The sequence below is a fragment of the Allopontixanthobacter sp. genome (assembly GCF_034376665.1).
Classification (GTDB): Bacteria; Pseudomonadota; Alphaproteobacteria; order Sphingomonadales; family Sphingomonadaceae; genus Allopontixanthobacter.
Map to the genome: position 1 here is coordinate 1 of NZ_JAXMJI010000040.1, position 23,079 is coordinate 23,079.

The 23,079-nt window shown below is 59.5% G+C and carries 25 protein-coding genes; 10 read left to right on the top strand and 15 right to left on the bottom strand.

Features of this window, described 5'->3' with window-relative positions:
• Together U0988_RS03890 and U0988_RS03895 are read left to right on the top strand one after the other, a co-directional pair.
• The coding region (locus tag U0988_RS03890; RefSeq protein ID WP_322291328.1) for a universal stress protein at positions 1–621 on the top strand (621 nt) is incomplete at its 5' end.
• Between the two features lie 171 nt (positions 622–792).
• A complete protein-coding gene (locus tag U0988_RS03895; RefSeq protein ID WP_322291329.1) occupies positions 793–1,044 on the top strand; it encodes a hypothetical protein in 252 nt (83 codons plus the stop codon).
• A 66-nt stretch (positions 1,045–1,110) separates the two neighbouring features.
• Here the strand turns inward: U0988_RS03895 and U0988_RS03900 are convergent, their stop codons facing one another.
• The 13 genes from U0988_RS03900 to U0988_RS03960 all read right to left on the bottom strand — a co-directional run bounded on the left by U0988_RS03900 (position 1,111) and on the right by U0988_RS03960 (position 12,572).
• Positions 1,111–1,599, bottom strand: coding sequence for an A24 family peptidase (locus U0988_RS03900; protein WP_322291330.1), 489 nt, complete (start codon positions 1,597–1,599; stop codon positions 1,111–1,113).
• Positions 1,596–2,357 (bottom strand): hypothetical protein, encoded by a 762-nt coding sequence (locus tag U0988_RS03905; RefSeq protein WP_322291331.1) that lies wholly within the window; start codon positions 2,355–2,357, stop codon positions 1,596–1,598. Before U0988_RS03905 ends, U0988_RS03900 begins: the two co-directional genes overlap by 4 nt.
• A gap of 3 nt (positions 2,358–2,360) precedes the next feature.
• Positions 2,361–3,329 (bottom strand): type II secretion system F family protein, encoded by a 969-nt coding sequence (locus tag U0988_RS03910; protein WP_322291332.1) that lies wholly within the window; start codon positions 3,327–3,329, stop codon positions 2,361–2,363.
• 1 nt (position 3,330) lies between these two features.
• Positions 3,331–4,335 carry a type II secretion system F family protein gene (locus U0988_RS03915; RefSeq protein ID WP_322291352.1) on the bottom strand — a complete coding sequence of 335 codons (1,005 nt, stop codon included), beginning with the start codon at positions 4,333–4,335 and terminating at the stop codon, positions 3,331–3,333.
• Complete coding sequence (locus U0988_RS03920) at positions 4,335–5,702, bottom strand: CpaF family protein (RefSeq protein ID WP_322291333.1); 1,368 nt, start codon at positions 5,700–5,702, stop codon at positions 4,335–4,337. The genes U0988_RS03915 and U0988_RS03920 overlap by 1 nt, the downstream gene beginning before the upstream one ends.
• Positions 5,699–6,856, bottom strand: coding sequence for an AAA family ATPase (locus U0988_RS03925; protein WP_322291334.1), 1,158 nt, complete (start codon positions 6,854–6,856; stop codon positions 5,699–5,701). Before U0988_RS03925 ends, U0988_RS03920 begins: the two co-directional genes overlap by 4 nt.
• A 44-nt stretch (positions 6,857–6,900) precedes the next feature.
• Complete coding sequence (locus U0988_RS03930; RefSeq protein WP_322291335.1) at positions 6,901–7,518, bottom strand: TadE family protein; 618 nt, start codon at positions 7,516–7,518, stop codon at positions 6,901–6,903.
• Positions 7,515–7,955 carry a TadE/TadG family type IV pilus assembly protein gene (locus U0988_RS03935; RefSeq protein ID WP_322291336.1) on the bottom strand — a complete coding sequence of 147 codons (441 nt, stop codon included), beginning with the start codon at positions 7,953–7,955 and terminating at the stop codon, positions 7,515–7,517. Before U0988_RS03935 ends, U0988_RS03930 begins: the two co-directional genes overlap by 4 nt.
• Positions 7,956–8,005: 50 nt before the next feature.
• Complete coding sequence (locus U0988_RS03940; RefSeq protein WP_322291337.1) at positions 8,006–9,643, bottom strand: pilus assembly protein TadG-related protein; 1,638 nt, start codon at positions 9,641–9,643, stop codon at positions 8,006–8,008.
• 20 nt (positions 9,644–9,663) lie between these two features.
• Complete coding sequence (locus tag U0988_RS03945; RefSeq protein WP_322291338.1) at positions 9,664–9,948, bottom strand: hypothetical protein; 285 nt, start codon at positions 9,946–9,948, stop codon at positions 9,664–9,666.
• Positions 9,938–11,386 carry a type II and III secretion system protein family protein gene (locus tag U0988_RS03950; protein ID WP_322291339.1) on the bottom strand — a complete coding sequence of 483 codons (1,449 nt, stop codon included), beginning with the start codon at positions 11,384–11,386 and terminating at the stop codon, positions 9,938–9,940. Before U0988_RS03950 ends, U0988_RS03945 begins: the two co-directional genes overlap by 11 nt.
• Positions 11,373–12,299 carry a Flp pilus assembly protein CpaB gene (gene cpaB, locus U0988_RS03955; protein ID WP_322291340.1) on the bottom strand — a complete coding sequence of 309 codons (927 nt, stop codon included), beginning with the start codon at positions 12,297–12,299 and terminating at the stop codon, positions 11,373–11,375. The genes U0988_RS03950 and cpaB overlap by 14 nt, the downstream gene beginning before the upstream one ends.
• 84 nt (positions 12,300–12,383) lie before the next feature.
• Positions 12,384–12,572, bottom strand: coding sequence for a Flp family type IVb pilin (locus U0988_RS03960; protein WP_322291341.1), 189 nt, complete (start codon positions 12,570–12,572; stop codon positions 12,384–12,386).
• A gap of 422 nt (positions 12,573–12,994) precedes the next feature.
• Between U0988_RS03960 and U0988_RS03965 the strand changes: the two genes are divergently transcribed.
• The gene (locus U0988_RS03965; protein WP_322291342.1) at positions 12,995–13,828 is read left to right on the top strand and encodes a DUF2569 domain-containing protein; all 834 of its coding nucleotides are present in this window, start codon (positions 12,995–12,997) and stop codon (positions 13,826–13,828) included.
• A 77-nt stretch (positions 13,829–13,905) separates the two neighbouring features.
• Positions 13,906–14,979, top strand: coding sequence for a phosphatase PAP2 family protein (locus tag U0988_RS03970; RefSeq protein WP_322291343.1), 1,074 nt, complete (start codon positions 13,906–13,908; stop codon positions 14,977–14,979).
• Here the strand turns inward: U0988_RS03970 and U0988_RS03975 are convergent.
• On the bottom strand, positions 14,976–16,193 hold the full coding sequence (locus U0988_RS03975) for an O-antigen ligase family protein (RefSeq protein ID WP_322291344.1): 1,218 nt from the start codon (positions 16,191–16,193) through the stop codon (positions 14,976–14,978). The genes U0988_RS03970 and U0988_RS03975 overlap by 4 nt on opposite strands.
• Before the next feature lie 69 nt (positions 16,194–16,262).
• Positions 16,263–16,688, bottom strand: coding sequence for a hypothetical protein (locus U0988_RS03980; RefSeq protein WP_322291345.1), 426 nt, complete (start codon positions 16,686–16,688; stop codon positions 16,263–16,265).
• A 486-nt stretch (positions 16,689–17,174) separates the two neighbouring features.
• Between U0988_RS03980 and U0988_RS03985 the strand changes: the two genes are divergently transcribed.
• From U0988_RS03985 to U0988_RS04010, 6 genes are all read left to right on the top strand, one after another.
• The gene (locus U0988_RS03985) at positions 17,175–18,425 is read left to right on the top strand and encodes an acetyl-CoA C-acetyltransferase (RefSeq protein WP_322291346.1); all 1,251 of its coding nucleotides are present in this window, start codon (positions 17,175–17,177) and stop codon (positions 18,423–18,425) included.
• 43 nt (positions 18,426–18,468) lie between these two features.
• Entirely contained in the window at positions 18,469–19,671 is a 1,203-nt protein-coding gene (locus U0988_RS03990; RefSeq protein WP_322291347.1) for a CoA transferase, read from the top strand.
• Complete coding sequence (locus tag U0988_RS03995) at positions 19,668–20,882, top strand: acetyl-CoA C-acetyltransferase (protein ID WP_322291348.1); 1,215 nt, start codon at positions 19,668–19,670, stop codon at positions 20,880–20,882. The genes U0988_RS03990 and U0988_RS03995 overlap by 4 nt, the downstream gene beginning before the upstream one ends.
• A 4-nt stretch (positions 20,883–20,886) precedes the next feature.
• Positions 20,887–22,047, top strand: coding sequence for an acyl-CoA dehydrogenase family protein (locus U0988_RS04000; RefSeq protein WP_322291349.1), 1,161 nt, complete (start codon positions 20,887–20,889; stop codon positions 22,045–22,047).
• 87 nt (positions 22,048–22,134) lie between these two features.
• On the top strand, positions 22,135–22,719 hold the full coding sequence (locus U0988_RS04005; protein ID WP_322291350.1) for a GNAT family N-acetyltransferase: 585 nt from the start codon (positions 22,135–22,137) through the stop codon (positions 22,717–22,719).
• A gap of 111 nt (positions 22,720–22,830) precedes the next feature.
• Positions 22,831–23,079: trehalose-phosphatase (locus U0988_RS04010; RefSeq protein WP_322291351.1), on the top strand; the 249-nt coding region annotated here is incomplete at its 3' end.

A 23,079-nucleotide genomic window follows, 5' to 3' on the forward strand; every position in this document is an offset into this window, starting at 1 on the left:
CGAACGCTGCGCGAACAGACGGAAAAGGACCTTTCGAACGAGGGCGTGTCGTGGAAATGGATTGAATCCTCTTCGAGCGTTGTCGGCGCATTGCTCGAGCATTCCGTTCTGGCCGATCTGGTGGTCCTTGGCGCGCGGGAGCCGCGGCGGGGCGGCAAGGTGCCGTCCACCACCGCCGGCGAGCTGGCGCTTTCGGCGCATTGCCCGGTGCTGGTGCTGCCGGAGGGCCAATCGCGGTTCGATCCCGCTGCGCCAGCGCTGGTCGCGTGGAACGGATCGCCGGAGGCTTCGCACGCGCTCCGCTCGGCGGTGCCGTTCCTGCAGCACAGCGCGGAAGTTTACCTGGCGTCGGTGAAGGAGAGCAAGGATGCGGCATTCGACCTGCCGCCCCTCAACGGCGCGGATTACCTTTCGCGCTACGGCATTACGTCCGAGATCGTCGAGATCGGCGATGGCGGGAAGGACGTGGCGGCTATGCTGCGCGATGCCGCCGCCATTCGCGGCTGCGGCCTGGTAGTAATGGGCGCTTACGGGCGAATGCGGCTGGCGGAACGCATCTTCGGCGGAGTCACCCGGTCGATGCTGACGAACCTGCAGGTGCCGCTATTGCTGCGACATTGAACAGCTGTTGAGCGCCACTTCGAACTGGCCGCGAGTAAGTGTTGGCAGCCGCTTCGACGGCGGTTGCCCGGACGTATGACACCTGCTGCCAACAGCGATCAGAAGTTCAAAAAGTAGGATGGGCTGCTCGGCGTCAACGAAATTATAAGCTTTCTCGGTCATTCTATAGATATGACCAACGCACTTACTGTTCTGATCGAGCTGTTCTTGAAAATCGGCGCTGCTGCGATCGCTGTAAACGAGATTCGCGGCCTCATAATGGCTGGTCCGGTAATCTACGCTATTTACGAATCGGGCGGGACGCTGACGGCAATATGGATTGGCATATGTTCGCTGGGGGGAATTGCCCTTTCCGTCATCGTGCCGCTTTTTGCAGCGACGAAGATCAGGAAATACGCCGATGCGCATCTGGGCAGGGCGTAAGCTCACGCCCAAGCCCGCGAAGACGCCTGACGATTTGCTAACTTCAGTGCTGTGCCCCGACCGGACCTAAGAGTAGAGAGAGTCTGACAAACCGGGAAGCTTCGCTGCCTGCGTCACGACAAATCCGATGAATATCGCCACTCCATAGGGCACCATGACCCGCCCCTTCTTGTCGCGAGGGCCGTCAAGCCTACGTTTGAACGCAAAAGTGACCATCAGCGCAAGCAACAGCCCCAGGCCGCCGATCGAGGTCCAGAACAGCATGGGCAGGGCTTCGCTTAACGGGATCCCCAAGGCCGCCGCGGCATAGAATTTGGCGTCGCCGCCGCCGATCATCCCGAGGCGGAACAGAAGCATCCCTGCGAGCAGAGCTATCAGCCCGTGCAAGAATCCCCAGCCAGCTGTTTCGATCCCCTGGGACAGAACCAGGCTGGCCAAGGCAGCGACCGCCAGAACCGCGCATAATACGTTCGGAATGCGCCGCGACCTGATGTCCCAGATCGCACCGATTGCGGCGACCAGAAGCGCGGTGGCGAGCGCCAGGGCAGCGATCATTTTGTCAGATCAATCCTCACGGGATATGCAGGACGGATTGTCTTGCTCTTTGTCACCAGAGCCACGCGAAGCGGATATTCAGGCACTGCGCCCTTTGCGGGTTCGCTCTCATCGCTTTTTACGGGCGCAGAATTCTTCGCCTGCCTGTATCCAACCTGCATACGCGTTGGAGCAGAGGCCGCCTGCACTCCGCCGGAAATCCTGACCTCACTACGTGAAATCCGGAGAAGCCGGGAAGTCGGTGCCTTTGTGACCGAAACGTGCTCGGTCACCGGCGTTTCGAAAGCAGCAGCAAATGTGGCTGGTGTCGCTGGCGGCGCTTCTTCCACGAGTTTTGGTGTAGCAGCTTCATCGCGGGCCCGCATGGCGAAGTATTCAGCGCTCTGAAGGCGCGCAAGATTGGCAGCATATTTCGTGTTCGCCGGGTCCAGCAAAGCCGCCGTGCGGAAGTACCGGTCGGCCAAATCGGCGCGGCCAAGCTTGGCATAGGCGATTCCGAGCCCGTTATTGGCGTCCGCCCTCGCATCAGGATCAAGCGAGGCGATACGGAACGAAGCCACCGCTGCAGAAATATTACCTTGCCGCATTTGCTCCCGCCCTTCGGCGAGAGTTACCGAGCTCGGTTCTTCGATAATCGGCGGCATTTGCGCGACCGGTCGCGGCTTGCCGAAGCCAAGTTTGGAAAACGAAAAGGATTGGCAGCCCGAGAGAAGCGCCGACGTTAACAGGATAGCGATTACTTTGTTTGCGTTTTTCATACCTTATCCCCCTGACATTGCCGGGAGCATTACCCGGACGACCCGAACTACGCCGGGTATCATCAAAACGCCGATCATCGTCGGCAACATACAAATAACCAGTGGTATGGATATCAGAACAGGCAGGCGATGCGCCTTTTCCTCAGCTCGCATTCGTCTTTTTTCGCGCATTTCTGCAGCATAGACCCGCAGTGTATCAGCCACACTGGTCCCGAGTTTATCCGATTGGATCAGCAGCGTGGCAAAGCTCCGAATTTCATCCACGCCGCTCGATGTGCCCATTTTACGAAGCGCGTCGTCGCGAGCAGAGCCCGCCCTCAATTGCAGAGTGGTTATCAACAGCAAGCGAGCGACGAGAGGATGCGAATGAACCATTTCCCGGCCGACCCTGTCCATCGCAGATTCCAACCCGAGACCGGCCTCCACGCAAACCAGGATCAAATCCAGGCAGTCGGGAAAACCATTCGTCATGGCCTCGCGGCGCCGGTCTGCCTTAGCGCTTACGATCAAGTTCGGCAGATACATGCCTAGCACCGCCAGCATTCCGGGCACGACATACATCCGGAAAAAGGACAGCGGCTCTGCGCTCAATGTCGAATAAAAAAGATACAGGATCGGAAGCACAAAGATCATGATCAGGCGGGCCAACACGAACAGACGCGGTGCGGCTGGCGAAGTATATCCGGCTGCAAGCAGCTTCTGCTTCAAATCATCAGCATTGCTGTCCGATAGGTTCAGGCCGGCTTTTTCAATCTGATCCGCGAGACGCGACCAGGCAGAATCGCGGCGCACCTCCAGCATGGGACGCCCCTGCCTGTCGCTCGATCCACCAATGGATTGCAATTGGGCCTTCAGCCTCGATCGCTTTGTCGCTGCCGACGAAAGATACGCTGCCGTGAAGACGACAAGGCCAAAGAGCAGGAAAAGGAATATGAGCCTTGCGAAGGAATTGGCTGCGATAAATTCCAACATATCAAACTTTCAAATCTACAAGTTTGCGTATCCAGTAAAGGCCGACGAAGTACCAGACGATCATAACAGAAAAACCGATGTAGAATATCGGATCGGTTGCGACCCCCAGATAGAATTCAGGATTTGCAAGGAACAACATCACGAAAGTTACCACCGGCGTCGCAACAAGTACCCAGCCTGTCATGCGACCTTCGGAACTGAGCGCCCGCACCTTCAGGAACAGGCTCGCCCGCTCTCTGATGACTTGCGACAGATTCGATAAGACTTCCGCCAGATTACCGCCGGTTTCGTTCTGGATCGAGAGTGACACAACGAACATGCGAATGTCTTCCAGGCCCCAACGCTCGGCCATTTCATTGAGCGCATCGGTCAATTCTGCACCATACGAGACCTCATCCGATACCAGCCCGTATTCGGACCCGATCGGATCTTCCATTTCCTGGGTCAGCAATTCGATTGCGGAGGACACCGGATGGCCCGATCGCAAGGCGCGCACGAAAATATCGAGCGATACCGGGAACTGGGCCTGCATCTTCTTGCGCCTGCGCTGGGCGACAAAGGAAATTGCCAGAATTGGCAAGCCGATTGCGAGGGCCGCAGCGAAAACCAGCACCATTTGCGCCACCCCGAATGTCAGGGGAATGTTTGCGGCCCAGATCACGGATCCGATAATCAGGCAAATCGCTGCGAATAGGATACCCATCGCGATTATGACCTGGTCAGCGGTGAAGGGCACCGCCGACATCAACAGATTTTGTCTGAACTTGCTGTATGCTTTTCCAAAGATGCTGTCTGGCGCGACATTGAAATCCGGCTGATTTTTTCGGAGCACAGCCACGATGTCTTCGCGGTCGACACCGGTCGCGATCATGCCCATGCGTTTGTTGACTGCGTTCTTCAACGACCTCCGGTCTGCAGTTAAACGCAGGAAGACCTGAAGCAGCAGGAAGACCGACGCGAATACGGCCAACAGAACGATTACCCTGACGATCTCGCCTCCAAACATCACGCCGCCCCCAATTTGAGTGACGGACGAAAGAGATCGGCAGGCATTGAAATGCCATGATCCGCTGCGTCCTGCAGGAATTTGGGCCTTATGCCGGTTGCTTCGAAGTGTCCGAGAACTTCCCCATGATCACCGCGTCCGGTCATCTTGAACCGGAAGATTTCCTGCATCGTTATGGTAGGCCCTTCCATACCGATAATCTCGGAAAGACTAAGCAACCGCCGCCGGCCATCCGCTTGTCGGCCGATTTGAACCACAACATTGATAGCGGACGCGATTTGAGCGCGGGCCGAGGTGGGCGAGATTTCAATTCCGCTCATGCCGATCATCTGTTCGACACGGGACAGTGAGTCGCGTGCCGTGTTGGCGTGAACCGTAGTCATGGAGCCATCGTGGCCGGTATTCATGGCCTGAAGCATGTCAAACGCTTCACCGGCACGCACTTCTCCAACGATTATGCGGTCAGGCCGCATACGCAGTGCATTCTTGACCAGGTCACGCTGCGTGACTTCACCGCGCCCCTCAATATTCGCCGGCCGCGTTTCCAACCGTGCTACGTGCTCCTGTTGAAGCTGGAGCTCCGCGGAATCCTCGATGGTTACGATCCGTTCGCGGCCATCAATGAAGGATGACAAGGCATTTAGAAGCGTCGTCTTGCCGGACCCGGTGCCGCCTGAGATCAATACATTCCGGCGGGCCTGAACGATTCCGGCTAGGATCTGCGAAACCGGTTCGGGTATGCTTCCATACTCGATCAGCTTTGCCATGCTGATCGGTTTTTTTGCGAACTTACGAATGGACAGCAGGGAACCGTCGATTGCGAGTGGTGCAACGATTGCGTTTACACGTGAACCGTCAGCCAACCGGGCATCGACAAACGGGGACGATTCATCCACTCGGCGACCGACCGCACTGACAATCTTCTGGATTATCCGAAGCAGGTGCCGCTCGTCCTGAAAACGGGTAGCAACTTTTTCCAGCAATCCGCGCCTTTCGACGAAGACATGATTGTATCCGTTGACCAGGATATCGGTGATCGTTTCATCGGCCAGCAATGGTTCAAGGGGGCCAAGTCCCAACAATTCGTCGAGAACTTCGCCCACGAGATTTTGGCGCTCACGGGAATTCAGGGCCGCGTCTTCTTCGACCAACAGGCCCAGGATAATGTCCCCGACCTCATCTGCAATCTGCTCGCGCGACATTTTTTCGAGCAGGCTGAGATTTATCCGGTCGAGCAACTTGCGGTGGATGGCGGTCTTGAGCGCCAGGTATTTTTCAACTTCAGCAGACCCCGAGTGTTCCGGCGCCACGCGCAGATTGGGGACATCTCCATCAAGTGCCGCCTTTTGGGGTAGTTGCCACTTCATGGGGTTTTCTCCGAGGAAAGCCGCGAAGCTAGCATGTCCGCAAGTTTGGAAACGTCAGCAACATAATTGCTCTTGGGCTTGAATTGGTCGACCAACAGACCCTGGGCCTGCGCGTCGGCAATTGCCTGACCTTCGAGCCTCAGTCCGCACAGGACATCCTGATTGAGCGTTTCAGCCACGTCCGACAGGCTGATCGAGCCAAACAGTCGCTTCTCGACCCGGTTCACGACAGTGGAAACCAGCTTCATGTCCACGCCGACGCTCCGGAAAAGGTCAAGACGGCGACGAGCCTGACGCAGGCTGGACAGGGATTGCTCGACGATCATCAGAATGCAGTCGGCTTCCAACATGATCGACAGGCTCCAGGTACTCCAGTTCGAAGGCATATCCAGCAAAACAAAATCGAATTCACGGCGCGCGATTGCAATCACGGATTGCAATTTCTGGGTGTCGATTCCCTCGAGTGGTATGATGTCCTGCGGTGCAGCAATGACGGAAATACCGCTTTCATGCTTTGCTGCCACGGTTTGCAGGAAGGCTCCATCCAGCCGCTCCTCCGCGTCCAACAGGTCTGCCAGTGTTCGGCGTGGAGAGAGCCCAAGCACATCAGCCACACCGCCGAACTGGACGTCGAGATCGATAATACAGACCCCGCGGGCGCTGCCGGGCCGGCGGGCAAGCTGACTGGCCAGGCTGGTCACCAAGGTAGTCGCACCAGTGCCGCCTAACGATCGGGCCGTCACGATCATCGGCGCCAGGTCGGAAGGACCCGGCGATTTCGACGCAGTTTCGAGAATTGCCACCGCAGTCTGCAGGAGCTCTTCGGAATCGAGAGGTAGCGAGACCACATCCGCAACACCTTCGCGAATGAGTGTCCGGACGAGCTTAAGATCGGCATTGTCCAGCGCAACCACGATCGAAAGCTCTGGATGACGAGCCTTGATGTGTTCGATTCTGGCCATCGATGAGGGTACACGCGGGTCAACCTGGACTACGACAATGCCTCTGTCGCCCAGGTTGCGATAATCAATATCCTGATCAAGTTCGGCTTCGAGCAATTTCGCGTCTGCGATCCAGGCCGACCCTTTGGAAGTCCGCAAAATGGTAAGCTGCTGCTCCGTGGCGATGACCGTCAATGGCGCAGGAAGACGCAAGATATTCTCCTTTATGAGATCTAAGGGGGAATGCTCTCTACCCATCAGTTTGATCCTGTTCCGGCACCATCTTCCATAGTCAGAGTGTATGAAAAATCAGGCAACCCTACCGTCCCTCCGAAAAGGAAGATCGGTGAAAAATCCATGTCCACAAGTCGAATCGTAACCAAGGGCACCACGTCCATGCCATTGGGATCGCCGGCAAATCCAAGTCCGGATCCGCGATATTCGATGATCAGATTCGATGCCTCTATCTCCGGCATAATCTGCTGCATCCTGCCCAGGAGAGCGGCAAAGGGTGCAGCACCCGATGTCAGCGTGGTCGGACAAGGGCTGGTCGTGCAAGTGCAAGTCGTGTCGTCACAGGTTATGAGGCCAAGCGCGCCTGCCGGAATTCGGTCGCCTTGTGTCAGGGTCACTCCGCCAATGGTTGTTCCGACATAAGTCTCGTTGGCCAGCTCGGTGGCAACGGGATCGGTCACCACCGACCAGCGCGCGCCGATTTGCGTTGCCTTCTCGCCCTGGTTGAAGGTGTAGGCATAGCGACCGGCATCGATAATGCCCAAAAAGAACAGCATCGACAAAGGCAACAGCAGTGCAAATTCTGCTGCCGACCCGCGAGTGTCCGATAGAAAATGCGAAGGGAAATTGCCCATGGTCATATCCCCATGACTGCAGCTTGCTGGGACGCATTCAACGTATAGGTGGAATCGATGATTCCGACGCCTTCGAACAGCGATTGGTAAGCAACCGATGCGACCAGATTGATCTGCGGAGCATTCGTTTCATCGGCATAGATGCCAGTGGTAATCGCTGTTCCCGGGCAAGTCAGGGTAACGGCAATGTCCGAATTCTCCCACCCCGGGATCCGCGCGGTACCGCCGGATACCCTGCCGGTTCTGGTGATTTCCTGAATTGCGGTTTCGACATCCGCAGGCACGGTCGCGGTGTCACAGTTCAGATCAACGAAGCTTTGCCGACTGGCGAAGCGGGCGCCGTCCCTGACACCCTTGACCACTTGATGCTGGGAATAGAAATAATATCCCAGCTCCAGCCCGCCGAACATCATCACCACCAGCAAGGGCAATATCAGGGCCAATTCGGCCGCGGGACCGCCTCGCTGGCAAGCCAGAAAAGATCGCAGGAAACTCATCGGATCAAATACGGCACATCGCGGCGGATGACCGTACCGGCTGTTTCACCGGCAGAACCACTCTTGGTCTTGCCGATTACCTCTACATAGATTTCGTCCTTCTGCGTCCGGTTGCCGACGCGGTTGAGTGATGGCTGGACGAGAAATACATCCATGAATTCGCGCACCGGCACATCTTTGGAGCTGCCCCTTACGCCGTGCGCGACACAGTTGATGACGGCGACGGAAAGACGCCGCCGATCGGCGACGAACTCGCTGGGAACAGTCCCCGTGCCAAAGCCCGCGCCCGCACTGCAAACCGGACTGCCATAAGCAAAGGCTGCGCTTGGCCCGCCGAGGATCGTGACACCATCTATGACTGCGCCCCGGTTGGCGATTTCCCACTCATAGACCTGGTGCCGCGTCGGAAACCGCGGCCGCGTGGTGCCGGTTTGCTGCGCCAGCCCGGTGTTGCTTTGCCATTGTGCATTGGTCCACCAGGAACCGTCCGAGCGGCGATAATGCGTCCTGAAATAGGCGTCGCGGTCCCAGAACCCGTCGCCGAATGGCCCGGCACCGGAGCAGGTGTTACTCGCTGTCGCATGGCAGATGTCGCGGGGATGCCCCATGGAGGCTGGAGTTGTCGTGTCGGGTAAGGCTGCGTTGCTTCCCGGCAGATACGGAGCGCTTGACTCCTTCCAGCCGCTATTGCCCATTTTGCAGGCCTGGCCCCCCGTCAAGGGGTCCGGATGCGTCACATCTTTCACGCTGTTGACCGAAGCAGAGCAAACGCCTCCTGTCGGGCAGGCAGTGTTGCCGTTGTAGATATCGAACCTGGTGTTCATCGAATCTGCGATATCGGTCTTGTTACCGGTTTCGGTATCGACGGCATCGTTCGCCGATTGCGAAATGCACTCGCCGGGCGGGGTATCCCACCCGAGCGCCTGGCGGAGTTCCGGAGTGCCGCCGCCGGAGCCGGGAATGGTATCGAGATATCCGAAGTTGCCCGGCGCCCAGAAACTCCCGCCGCCACCTTTCGCCAGCAGACCCAGCCCTTCGAGGGCATCGGGGTCGAACGGCAGTTCCGTGTTTGTATTGCCGCTGGGTTCATTGGGATTGCAGATCATCAACGGCGGTGTGCGGCACAAGGCCGCGCCGATGCCGGCCACAGCCTCTGCGTCGATATCGCCGCTGAATGCGCCTACAACAGGCGTCAGAGCATATTCCGCGGTGCGGGTCGCGACCGCAACACGGATAAATGCTGCCTTGAGATCATTAGCCGCAGTGGCGCGGTCGAGCCGGTTGGTGTCGGCTTCTGCGTCAGGACGGGTTTCGTAAAAATATACGTTGGTGTCCGGCACCGTCACCGTGGTTCCGTCACCATCGTTGGCGAACAGGGTCGAGTTGGTGACGAGGCCCCCACGGGCCGCATCGACGGCGCGCTGCATGGAACCAGCGGTTTGATCGAGCTGGGTGGCCCCGGCCAAAGCGGCCTGATCAGCCGCGTTCTGCAATTCGGAATCCATGCTGGCAATGCGGGCGTAGTCGAATCCGATTCCGGTGACTGCGACAAGCGCGGGAAGGGCCAGCGCATAAAGTGCAGCCGTAGCAGCGCTCTCGCTACTCCAAAATCCCTTTTTCTCCTTGCGTCTCATGCCGCACCTTCATTTCAAATTCAGTTTGGACCGGAGGATGTGGTGGAAGTCGATATCGTGTCGGGCTGCTTGACCTTGTCGGTCCGGTAGCGTTCGACCGCAGCGGCAGCGTGTTCGCCGCTCGAAACCGGCACCAGCTCATCATATTGCGGGTCCGGATCGATCACCTGCGCCATCATCGTCTGGCGGTTCGCCTCGCCGAATGTTGCATCGCCCGGTTCCTCGAACAGCATATTGCTCGCGCAGGAAGCCAGCATCAGCGAGGCGGCAACGATGCCGGCCAGCCGTGAATACTCAATATTCATAGTCATCTCCCTGCGGGACTACTGGCGCGGTGGTTGCTTGAGAGGGTGCGGCCAATTCCGTGGCCGGAACCGGATCATAGGATTCGCCGAACAATACGGACTTTGCCGCATCGGGATCGGCCACGCGGTCGGTCGGCAGCTTGACCTGGCTTGGCTTGATCGGTGCGACCAGACGCGGGGTCACCACGATCAGCAGTTCGGTTTCGCCCTTCTGGAATTCGGTGGAGCGGAACAGCGCGCCGAGGATCGGAATCGATCCGAGCAGCGGAACCTGGTTGATGGTGGTCTGGAATTCCTTCTGCAGCAGCCCGGCGATCGCAAAGCTTTCCCCGTCGCGCAGTTCCAGCGTAGTGCTTGCCCGTCGGGTTTGCAGCCCGGGAATGTTGATACCGTTCAGCTGTATGGAAGCTGCCGCGTCGATCGAACTGACTTCGGGTTCCACTTTCAAATTGATGGTCCGATCACCCAGCACGGTGGGCGTGAAGGCCAGGCTTACACCGAAGGGCTTGAATTCGACCGTGATGCTGGACCCGCCGCCGCCGCCGCCGGCAGCGCCGCCGGTACTGCCGCCCTGAACAACCGGGATCGGGAATTCACCGCCCGCTAGGAACGATGCCTTTTCGCCCGACAGCGCAACCAGCGTCGGTTCGGCCAGCGTTTTGGCGAAGCCCTTGGTTTCCAGCGCGTCAAGGTATGCCTCGAAATCGAGGCCGAGTGCCCGGAAACTGTCGCTGATTATGCCGAAACCGTTGGTGATACTGCCCAGCTTAAGCAAGCCGGTGCCATCCAGCGGGTCGGGCGTGAGCGAAGAGCCTGGGCCGGTCACCCCCTGGAAAGATCCGTCACTGACAAATCCGCGGACACCGATGTTTTCGCCGATATTCCGGCGGACTTCGGCAAAGCGCACTTCCAGCATGACCTGCTGGCTGCTGCCCATGCCGATCAGATTGACGACATTTTCACCCGCAAAGGATCGTGCCAGCTGCACCGACCGGTCGATCATTCCCGCATCGGTCGCGAGGCCGGTCAGGACCATCGACGATCCGGAGATATGCGCCTTGATGTCGCTGCCGGGGATCAGGCGGGTGACCTGATCCTGAAAGGCGTGAATGTCCGGGCCGACGGCGATGTCCATCACCGCAATCACGCGCCCGCCGCGGTCGTATAATGTCAGGCTGGTGGTGCCCATGCTTTTGCCGAGCACATAGACCGACCGGTCGGTAAGCGGCAGAATATCGGCGATTTCGGCGTTGCCGACCATTGCCTTGTCGATCACCACGTCCGAATTCACGACCTGGCTCTTGTTCAGCGGAACTTCCACTGTGCCGGCGTGAATGTCGCTGGAAATATACTGGGCTGCGACCGGAACCGGCGCGGCCAGCAATGCGAACGGCAGGCACAGATGGGTTATCCGCTGCATGACCTTAGTACCCCCCATAACGCTTCACCTCATATTCGCCCGCTTCGGTACCGCGAACTACCGTCATGGTTGGTCCGTAGAGACGGCGCGGTTGCGCCGCAGCCGATGCTGAACTGCGCGCCGGAGCGGATGGTGCCGGTCCGGAATAGACCGCCGCAGGCGCCGGAGCAGCCCTGGCCGCAGGGCTGCTGCGCGCGGCGATGTACATACCCCCACCGCCCAGATTGGCGGTGGTGACGGTCGTGCTGGACCCGACCACCTGGTTCTCCACATTGCGCAGGGCGAGCGACAGACGTCCGATCGAGGATGCGAGGGCAAGCTTTTGCGCCCCCATCTGATCGACCTGCAGCGTTGCGGTTTTGCCCAGCTTGGGATCGGTGTCCTTTTCGCTGGCCCCCTGGTCGATCGCCAGAACCTGGACATTCTCCAGCACCACGGAGGTCATCTGATCTTCGTTGGTTGCGCCGTCACCGGGGATCTTGCGCGTCAGCATCACATCGACGACATCGCCCGGGGTCACGAAACCGGACACGCCCGAAACGGGATCGACGGAAATGGAAACCGCCCGCATATCGGGTGGCAGATTGGCCGAGAGAATGGCTCGTTCGGAAATTCGGGAGGTAAGAATGGGCTCGCCGGCAGCAATCGGCCGGATCGCGACATTGTTGCCCGCCAGCAACCGGCTGACATCGCTATAGGAACCGGCAGGCACGGATTGGGCGGGCCAGTTGACCAGCCGCACATTGTCCGCCGTCAGCGGATCGCCAAACGCCAGATCGTTGCGCGCCACTGCGATACGTTGCAGTTGCTGTTCTTCGGCAACGCGTTCCTGCTGCTGTTCGACCCCAGAAAACCAGGAATTCGCGAGATAGACCGCGACCAGGCCGAGCAGAACGGCCACACCCGCAATGATAAGATTTCGCCGATCCATGCAGAAACGCCCCCGCTTGCAAACTACTTTATAGATTAGTGGTCAGGCCCGCCCCGAATGGGACGGGCCTGAGATATTTCAGAGTTAGCAGAAGCTGGAGGTCTGAGGATCTGCAATACAATCAGCTGTGTCACTCATGGCCTGACCAATTGCGCCGCCAAGTGTGGTAGCGCCGACGACAATGGCAACCCCGATGATAACCAGGATCAGAGCGTATTCGGCGGCCGAAGCGCCGGATTCATCGGCAGCGAAGTTTTTCAGAAAGTTTGTCATGTGTATTCCCCTATTCAATCAATTCGTGCAGTTCATCTGCATGTACGACTGGAACGGCTCCGGCATCTATTTCCGGTTGGCCATGTTGACGGGGGGATCTTGGAACCGGCGCGACGCCTCGTTATGTTATCCAGGGTGTTGCCCCGGATCCTGGAACGTTGGTTCCCCGTTTAACGCCTTGGATTTTCCGTGTTAACGCTTCGTTAGTCAAATATAAAACTTCCGGAAAATTTTCTCTTGTCGAATCAACGCGTTGAATTGCCTGAATGTTACCGGAATTGGTAAACGTCTGTAAACGGTTGCCTTTTCAGCACATCGATCCGGAATATCGAACTTACGAATCAGGTGGTTGATTCGATTGGTGGCGCAAAAAAGATCGCGGCCATTGCCGTACCCCGATTACCGCCCTAGATTCCGGCAGGATGTTTAACGCCGCCAGCCTTATCGCCTGCCGCAAGGCAATGACTGCTTTCGCCGCGAAGGCCGGTGCAAAGCTTCATGGGCGATCGGTATGGCTGATTGGGCAGTTCAACCGGCGGATGGAGATAATCATCACCATCTGGCTGGCGCTGTTCATGGCGGCGGCAATATTCCGCCTCGCCATAGCCCGCGCGCCAGTTCACGGCCCGTCCGATTTCATCCAGCTGTTCCTGCCTTACGCCTTGATCGCGTTGGCACCGGTGCTGGCTTACCGCCTGGCCATTGCAGCCTTTCCCATCGGACAGCCAGCCGCCCGCCCATCCTTTCACTTTTACCCGTTCGGGACATGGCGCCGCCTCGATGCGCTGGACGCGCAGAATCACAAGGTTTTCGGACCTACAGGATTTCTGGCCTCCCTGATCCTGGGTCTGTTGCTGAATGTCGTCTTCCGCAGCTTTGAATTCCTGCTGGCGGTTCCGGCCATGAACAGTCACGCGCCCGAATGGGGCGTGGCGATTTTCCGCGTGATGGCGTTCGATGTGATCGCCATGAACACCCTTTATGCCATCTGCTTCGTGATGGCCCTGCGGTCGATCCCGTTGTTCCCCAAGATGCTCGGCCTGTGCTGGCTGCTCGACATCACGTCCCAGCTGGTGATTGCCAATTACGTGTCGGCGGCCCCGCAATTACCCGGCGAAGTTGCGCAGGCGCTCGGCCAGCTGCTGCAGGGGAACGTCACCAAGGTGCTGATCAGTGCCGGATTATGGCTGCCCTACCTGCTGCTGTCGGACCGGGTGAACGTGACCTACCGGATGAGAGGCCCGGTAGAGGAATGATTACCGTTTACGTATAGCGGTTGGTCACCGGTCTATGCGGCGGCGTCGTTGCGGCCAGTGAAATAGCGGCGGGGATTTTGGGTTTGCGGTTTATCGAGGCGATCAGGGACGGGCTGCAGGCTGATTGGCCGGTGATCTGCGCGTCATTGCTGCTGTGGGGCATTTCGATGCTGATCCTGGCCGCCAATGGCGTGCTGGTCCTGTCGCCGCTGCCCTATATTCAAAGCCTGATGATCTTCGCCTGGGTGCTGCTGTTCTTTGCGGTGCCCCTTGGTGCGATCAGTCTCTGGCGCAACCGGCCCGACCGCCCGATCGCCTTTCTGACCGGTCAGATGATGAATTCGGACCGCGCGCGCCGCGTGGTCCGGGGCCTCCCCCTGATTGCCGGGTTGATTCCTTTTCTGATCGCCTTTTCGATGATGAAAAGTTCGATCGGCTTGTTCAATACTTTCGGATGGGATCAGGCCTTCATCGCCTGGGACAGCCGAATGCACGGCGGAGATGCCTGGCTATTGCTGCAGCCGCTGATGGGATATCCGATCATAACGGCAGCGACTGCAGCGGCGTATCATCTGTGGATGATGCTGCTCTATGGCAGCTGCATCCATTTCGCGATGTTCTGCAAAGATGATGTCTTGCGGCACCGGTTTTTCTTCGGATTTCTGGGTATCTGGACAATCATCGGCATAGGTATGGCGACCGCTTTCGCCTCCTATGGCCCCGCCTTTGTCGAACCCCTGCTGGGAATCCAGACCTTCCGCGACCAGATGGATTATCTGCACGCCGCAAACGAAACCTACCCGATCATGGTGCTGAAGGTGCAGCAGACCTTGCTGGATTGGCATCTCACTGGAAATTACGGCCTCGGCCGCGGTATTTCAGCCATGCCATCGATGCATGTTGCCCTGGCATTTCTGTTCTTCCTGGCGATGAGGAAAACCTCCAGAGTGATGGGCGCGGTGGCGGGCGGGTTCTGCTTTGTTATCCTGCTGGGCTCGGTCCATCTTGCCTACCATTACGCTGTCGATGGCTATGTCGCGATTGCGGCAACGCTGATCATCTGGAAAGCCGCAGGATGGCTGGCAGATCTTGAGCTGCGCGCTAATCAGCCGTCGCCAGCGGTTGCTGATGAATCGATGCCGCTGGTCTAGCGGATGTCAGGGCGCGCGACAGCCACGTCCTTGCGAGTGTTGGACGGAAAGTTCGAAGAGCAAGCTCTTGCATTTGCAAATACTATACCGAGGCAAAGTGCAAAAATGAAAACTGAATTAACATAATACAAAGACCCATCGACAAAGGAAAGTGCTACGAGAATAGCTGCTGTCAAAGCAAAGGGGGCCATGGCTGCGCTTGATCCAGCTATGACGCTTGGTTTCAGCCTGAGCGAGATGTAGCTTATCAAGCCAAGTCCGATTAGCCCCCAGGCGTGCAATATCTGCAAGATAATATTGTGCGGCTGGCCGAATGGATAGTTATCTCCCAGCCTGAACCGTAGTTGGGCTTCCCCCCAGCCGAACCAGGGACTTTCCTTGATGCTTCCCAGCGTTAGTGTCCATAGTTTGATCCGTCCGGAATAGTCGCCGTTTACCAACCTGTTGAGGCCGACTCCGTCCAGCCGGTAAATTTTCGAAAACAGGAAAGAGAGCAACAGGCCCGCCAATGCACAGGCGATAAACCGTGACACGGCTTCACGCTTTCTGAGGTCTGGAAGCAGTAGAGTTGAAATCAGATATCCTGCCATCGTCGCGGCAATTGCACCTCTGGAGACTGTCCAGAATGCGATGAAGAAGGCGGCGACTGCCGTAGCAACCGCTAACTTCTTGCCGTCGGAATAGCCGAAGGCAGATATTCCAACAATAGCAGCTGCATAGTAGCCTAGATGGCGAATATTACGATATCCTGGAAGTGCCCAGGTCCAGTCCTTGCCAGGTCGATAGTGAACCATAACGAACAACACGATCAACAAGGCGGTAATCAAGAAACCCACTTGAAGCGCCAAAATCAGTTTCTTCGCGTCGAGCCTTTGATCAGTCCATAGCGACGCTATCGAAAATCCAAACAGCAGATGGATTGTCCAGATTGACGTCATCAGTAAGGAACTGCCCGGGGTTCCGGCCTGCGAAGCAGATATCCAGGCCAGGATGACCAGCAGTAGCGTTGGAATCGTGACCAAATTCGAGGGCAGGGGGAACGAAGCTTTCTCCCTGACTGCAAACGCTATAACGAAGATTTCCGCCGCCAATATCGGTAAAGACAGCGATCGGATTGCTGACTGGAGTTGGGTCGGCTCGGGACTCCACGACAAGGCGACTACAAGCGGAGGTGCGAGCCCCAATACCCATGGAACCAGATTATCGACCTTCATTTAATAATTCCGCTCAAAGCCATCTATTCTGCAAGTGCGCTGGCCGACAAACCTCGTGCCGCCCGCAGACTAACCGTCGCCGTCGATCACGATGGCGTCTCCGGCTGCGTCATAGCGCACCTTGAAGCCGCTGTTGCGCAAGCTGTCGAGGCTGACGAAACCATCAGGGTCCGATCCGGAGGGCGCTTCCAGAACCTTGCCCTGCGTCTTCAGCATCGAGGACAGCTGGGCGACGTTCACATAGAGGTTGGCTCCGCTTCCCACCTTCATATCGATCGGTGCCGCCGCGGCCTTGCCGACCCTGATCTGTTTGCGGACATCGATCGTCCCGGCCAGCGCCCTCGTCGATTGCACAGCCATGGCGGCGGAGGACCCGGTCTGGGTTCCGAGATCATACTGGACGGGGAGCACATCGCCCAAGGACCGCGGTCCGCGTGGCTGGGGTGCGGTCAGGCCGATATTGCGGAACGAGGCCGCAAAGCTTTCAGCTTGCATTTCCTTCGTGAATGGGCCGTCTGCCGGAAATTCGATCCCGTTCGCGTTCGAGCGTTCGGGGTTTCCGCTTTGCTCCGCTCGATCTTGCCAATCGGAATTCGAAGGGAATGAATCGCCTAGTGACGGATTGCGTTGAGGCAACTTCATCCGGATAGGATAATGATCGCCCGTCTTACCCAATGTTCTGGCAACCGGCAGCAGATCCGGGCCAAGGAACATCGCCGAAAAGCACACGGCGGCAAAAGTGCTGTAAATGAACCTCGATTTCATGCCCCCCGCCCCTCTTCGTCCTGTTGAAGGCGAATCAGATTGATCGAAAAGCCTACGCCTGAAGGGATCTTTCGGCAATGATTTCACCGGACTCGCCCCTTACGGGACGCTTCGGCGTGGCGAGGTGTGTTGAGGCTGGCATTGACCGGGATATTCGGGAATACGGTGTGGCACCTGTCTTCATCCCCGTTTTCCGGCCTTAGAGAGAATTCCGATATGCCCGAAGCCTATATCATCGATGCCGTCCGGACCCCGCGCGGCATCGGCAAGCCCGGCAAGGGCGCGCTGTCGCATCTTCATCCCCAACATCTGGCCGCCACGGTGCTGGCCGCGCTGAAGGACCGCAACGCGCTCGACACCGCGACGGTCGATGACATCGTCTGGTCGACCTCGACCCAGAAGGGCAAACAGGGCGGCGACCTGGGGCGTATGGCGGCGCTGGCGGCAGGCTATGACACCTCGGCTTCGGGCACCACGCTCGACCGGTTTTGCGGCGGCGGGATCACCTCGGTCAATCTGGCTGCGGCCTCGGTCATGTCGGGGATGGAAGATTGCGTCATCGCGGGCGGCAGTGAAATGATGAGCTACGCCGCGCAATTGGGCGCAGAGGAAGCGAATGCCGGGATCAGGCCGATGGGCATGGGTTCGGGCAACCGGGAACTCGATGCGCTGCACCCGCAAAGCCACCAAGGCGTGTGCGGCGACGCGATTGCGGCGCGCGAGAACATCGACCGGCAGGCGCTCGACGCGCTGGCGCTGGTCAGCCAGCAGCGCGCTGACCGCGCCATCCGTGAGGGCCGCTTCGATGGATCGCTGATCCCGGTCCATAATCCCGACGGCTCGCTCGCCTTGGGTCACGAGGAATTCCCGCGGCCCGAAACAACGCTGGAAGGGCTTACTGCGCTGCGGGCCAGCTTCGACGGGATGGCCGATTTCGATCTCGGCGGCGGAGTGACCTTCCGCAAGCAGATCCAGCGCCGCTATCCCGATCTTGAATGGAGCGGGGTGCATCATGCGGGCAATTCTTCGGGAGTCGTCGATGGTGCCGCCGCGATCCTGGTCACGAGCAAGGATTATGCGGACCGGCACGGCCTGAAACCGCGCGCCCGGATCGTGGCCTATGCCAACCAGGGCGACGATCCAACCCTGATGCTGAATGCGCCGGTGCCGGCCGCGAAGAAAGTCCTCGCCAAGGCCGGTCTCTCCAAGGACGATATCGACGTCTGGGAAATTAACGAGGCTTTCGCCGTCGTGGCCGAGAAGTTCATCCGCGATCTCGAACTCGACCGCGAGAAAGTCAACGTGAACGGCGGTGCGATTGCGCTCGGCCATCCGATCGGCGCAACCGGCTCGATCCTGATCGGGACCGCGCTCGACGAGCTGGAGCGGACCGGCGGGCGTTACGGCCTGATCACGATGTGCGCGGCGGGCGGCATGGCACCCGCCATTATTATCGAGCGGGTCTGAGAATTGTTGCCGGTGGCGGCGACACAACGGGCGCAAAACCCCTATGTATGAGATGCTGGGCGGCCTGACTGTTATCGAAGCGTCCTCCTTCGTTGCTTCGCCCACGGCAGGGCTTTATTGCGCGCAATTCGGAGCCGAGGTCATCCGGGTCGACCAGATCGGCGGCGGTCCGGATTATCGCCGCTGGCCGGTGACCGCGGACAACGCTTCTCTCTATTGGGAAAACCTCAACCGCGCGAAGAAATCGGTCGCGCTCGATCTCGGGCGGCCGGAAGGGCGACAGCTGCTGCAGGAACTTGTGGCCGCGACCGGGCAGTTCATCACCAATTTTCCCGCCGAAGGCTTTCTCTCCCACGCAACTCTCGCGCAGCTCCGCGCAGATCTGGTGACGGTGCGGGTGATGGGCTGGCCCGACGGCTCGCCCGCGCTCGATTACACGGTCAACAATGCGGTCGGCTATCCCATGCTGACCGGTCCGGGGCCGGAACCGGTCAACCATGTCCTGCCCGCGTGGGACTTGCTGACCGGCGCCTATGCGGCCTTTGCGCTGCTCGCGGCGATTCAGCGGCGCAGCGCGACGGGGCAGGGCAGCGAAGTGCGCGTCCCGCTGTCGGATGTGGCGATCGGCACGGCCGCCAACCTCGGCGGAATTGCCGAGGTGCTGTATTCGGGCGAGAACCGTCCCCGGCTGGGGAATGCGGTCTACGGCTTGTTCGGGCGCGATTTCGTAACCGCGGACGGGCAACGGGTGATGGTCGTGGTGGTCACCCACCGGCAATGGGCGAAACTGCTTGCCGCGCTCGGGCTCGAACAGGCGGTCGCAGCCATCGAGACTGAACGCGGCGTATCTTTTGCCACCGATGACGGGTTGCGATTCACCCACCGGGACGCGCTCTACCCGCTGTTCGAAGCCGAATTTGCGCGCCGCCGTCACGGCGAACTGGCGGCGACGCTGGACGCCGCCGGGATAGTCCACAGCGCCTATCGCACGATGCTCGATGCAGCGCGGGATTCCGCCATGGTGGAGGAAAACCCGATGTTCAGCCCGTCCGCTGGAAACCCCAGCGGTTTCGCCTATCCCGCTGCCGGTGCGTTCGGTACCGTTCCGCAGATGGAACGCGGGAATGCGCTGGCAGCCCCGCACAATGGCGAGCATACCGAGGAAGTCCTTGCCCGCCACCTTGGACTGTCCTCGGGTGAAATCGCCCACCTGATCGATACCGGAATTGCAGGAATACATTCATGACCCTACGCCGCGCCGCCATAGTTTCCCCGATCCGCACCGCAGTCGGCCGCTTCGGCGGCAGTCTTGCGCCGCTCACCGCGGGCCAGCTTGGCGCGGCCATACTGAAAGCCCTGATGGAGCGGACGAAGCTCGATCAGTCGCGGGTGGACGAGGTAATTTTTGCGCAAGGCTACGGCAGCGGAGAAGCGCCGTGCATCGCGCATTGGTCTTGGCTGCTCGCCGGACTGCCGGAAGAAGTACCCGGCTATCAACTCGACCGGCGCTGCGGGTCCGGCCTGCAGGCCATCGTCAACGCGGCGATGATGGTTCAGACCGGAGTGTCCGACGTGGTCGTGGCGGGCGGGTGCGAATCCATGTCCAATGTCGAACATTACACCACCGACGTGCGCGGCGGGGTGCGCGCCGGGAACCTGACGCTGCATGACCGTCTGACCCGTGGTCGGGTGATGAGCCAGCCGATCGAACGATACGGCGTGATTTCGGGCATGATCGAAACGGCGGAAAATCTGGCGAAGGATTGGGATATCAGCCGGGAAGCCTGCGATGCCTATGCGGTCCGCAGCCATTCGCGCGCGGCGGCAGCATGGGAAAAGGGCCTGTTCGACGATGAGATCGTCCCGGTCGAGGTTCCCCAGCGCAAGGCCGATCCTGTCGTATTCGCCAAAGACGAAGGGTTCCGCGCCGACGCCTCGATGGAAACACTCGGCAATTTGCGTCCTCTGGAGGGCGGGGTGGTCACGGCCGGCAACGCCAGCCAGCAGAACGACGCCGCCGCGGCCTGTCTGGTGGTGGCGGAGGACAAGCTCGAGGAACTCGGGCTCGAGCCGATCGCCTATTTCCATTCCTGGGCAGCGGCGGGGTGCGATCCATCGCGGATGGGCTTCGGACCTGTCCCGGCCACCGAGCGGCTGTTCGCGCGCAATGGCCTGTCATGGGATGACATCGGCCTGATAGAGCTCAACGAAGCTTTCGCGCCGCAGGTTCTTGCCTGCCTCAAGGGCTGGGGCTGGGCGGATGACGACAGCCGCCACGATATGCTCAACGTGAATGGCTCGGGCATATCGCTCGGCCATCCGATCGGCGCCACCGGCGGCAGGATCCTCGCCAATCTGACTCGCGAAATGCAGCGGCGCGGCGCGAGATACGGGCTTGAAACAATGTGCATCGGCGGCGGTCAGGGGATCGCTGCGGTGTTCGAACGGGCAGACTGACAGCGTGACCGAGAACGAAGACGTCACCGAGATCCGCCGCGCCGTCAGGGCGCTGTGCGAAGAATTTCCGGGCGAGTACTGGCGGACGAAGGACCGTGCCCGGGACTACCCCGCCGAATTCGTCGACGCGCTGAACCGTGAGGGCTTCCTTGCAGCCCTGATCCCGGAGGAATTCGGCGGCAGCGGGCTCAAGCTGGATGCGGCGGCGGTGATCATGGAGGAAATCCAGGCGTCCGGTTGCAACGGCGGCGCGGCCCATGCGCAGATGTACATCATGAACACGCTGCTGCGGTATGGCAGCGACGCGCAAAAGGCCGAATATTTACCGCGGATCGCCTCCGGGGAGCTGCGGCTTCAGGCCTTCGGCGTATCCGAACCCGCCAGCGGAACGGACACCCTGTCGCTGCGAACTGTAGCGGTCAGGGACGGCGACGAATATGTCGTGAACGGCCAGAAGATCTGGACCAGCCGGGCCGAACATTCGGACCTGATGCTGCTGCTCGCCCGCACCACCCCGCGCGGGGAGGCGGCGAGCAAGACCGAAGGACTGTCGATCTTCCTGATCGATATGCGCGCCGCCCGGGAAGACGGGGGCATGACGATCAAGCCGATCCGCACCATGATGAACCATTCGACGACGGAAGTTTTCTTCGACGACATGCGCATCCCGGCGTCCAGCCTGATCGGCGAAGAGGGCAAGGGCTTTCGCTACATCCTGTCCGGCATGAACGCGGAACGCATCCTGATTGCTGCCGAATGTGTCGGCGATGCCAAATGGTTCATCGAGAAAGCCGCTGCCTACGCGAAGGAACGCACGGTATTTGCGCGGCCGATCGGACAGAACCAGGGCGTGCAGTTTCCCATCGCGCGCTGTTATGCGCAGATGCGCGCGGCCGAATTGATGGTCCATCACGCAGCGGCGGCCTACGATCACGGCGGTAACGCGGGCGAGGAGGCCAACATGGCCAAGCTGCTGGCATCGGAAGCAAGCTGGGCTGCCGCCGATATGTGCGTCCAGACCTTCGGCGGTTTCGGCTTTGCCGAGGAATATGATGTCGAACGCAAATTCCGCGAGGCGCGGCTTTACACGGTCGCTCCCATCAGCACCAATCTGATCCTGTCCTATCTTGCGGAACACGTGCTCGGCCTGCCGCGCAGTTACTGAGACCGCCTGACGTCCGGACGTTGATTCCAGCGATGATCCGTCGCAAGCTGCGGCATCCGGACACGGGGCAGGCTTGGCGATCCCGCGATGATCTTTGAAACGCATCTCAATGACGGAACACCAGTCTGCATTCGCGGGGTTCGGCCGGATGACGAAAAGAGGCTGCGCGAAGGGATTGCGCGGCTGTCCCCGGTATCGCGTTATCTGCGGTTCTTTTCCGGCCTTACACAGCCGCCGCAGCGAGTGATCGACGACCTGCTTGATGTCGACGGGCATGATCACATTGCCTGGGGTGCGATCCGGACCGATATAAATGATCAGCCCGCGATTGGCGTAGTCCATGCGTTTCGCGAGGAGGACGATCACCGGACGGCACAGTTTTCGGTCGCGGTTATCGACGAATATCACGGCCGCGGGCTGGCCCGGCTGCTGACTGCGGTTCTGCTGCTGGACTGCAAGAGGGAAGGGTTCGAAAATCTTTTAGTCCATATCCTGCCGGAAAACCGGCCGGCGATCGCCCTGACCCGGTCGCTTGGGGGGACGCGGAGCGAACAAACGCGCGATGTCGCCGAATTCGATATCGAAATCGACGGCGCGCTGGCTTCGCTGGCGGCGGAAAGCGATGTTCCCGGGATGGCGGCGATCTTCGCGCAATTTGCGGCTTCACGCTGAACCGCCCGTTCGGCAATCGCCAGCCGGACTGACCGTCGGCAGCCTGCCTGTGGACAGAGGAAATCGTATTCCTGTTTGATCGAATGCCTGTTGTCCGTAAGATTGCCCTGCATGGGTACTAATTCGCACCTCCCCCCGCCTCCCCCTCTGGCCGAAATCGCGGTACGGGAACCCATCGCCCTGTTTCTGGATTTCGACGGCACATTGGTTCCGATTGCCAGCGGACCGGATACGATCCGGGTTCCGCCGGGACTGGCTGATACACTCGATGCATTGTCCCGGCGGCTGTCCGGGCGGCTCGCCCTGATCAGCGGCCGCTCGCTGGAAGACCTCGCCGGGCATATCGGCACTCCGGCGATC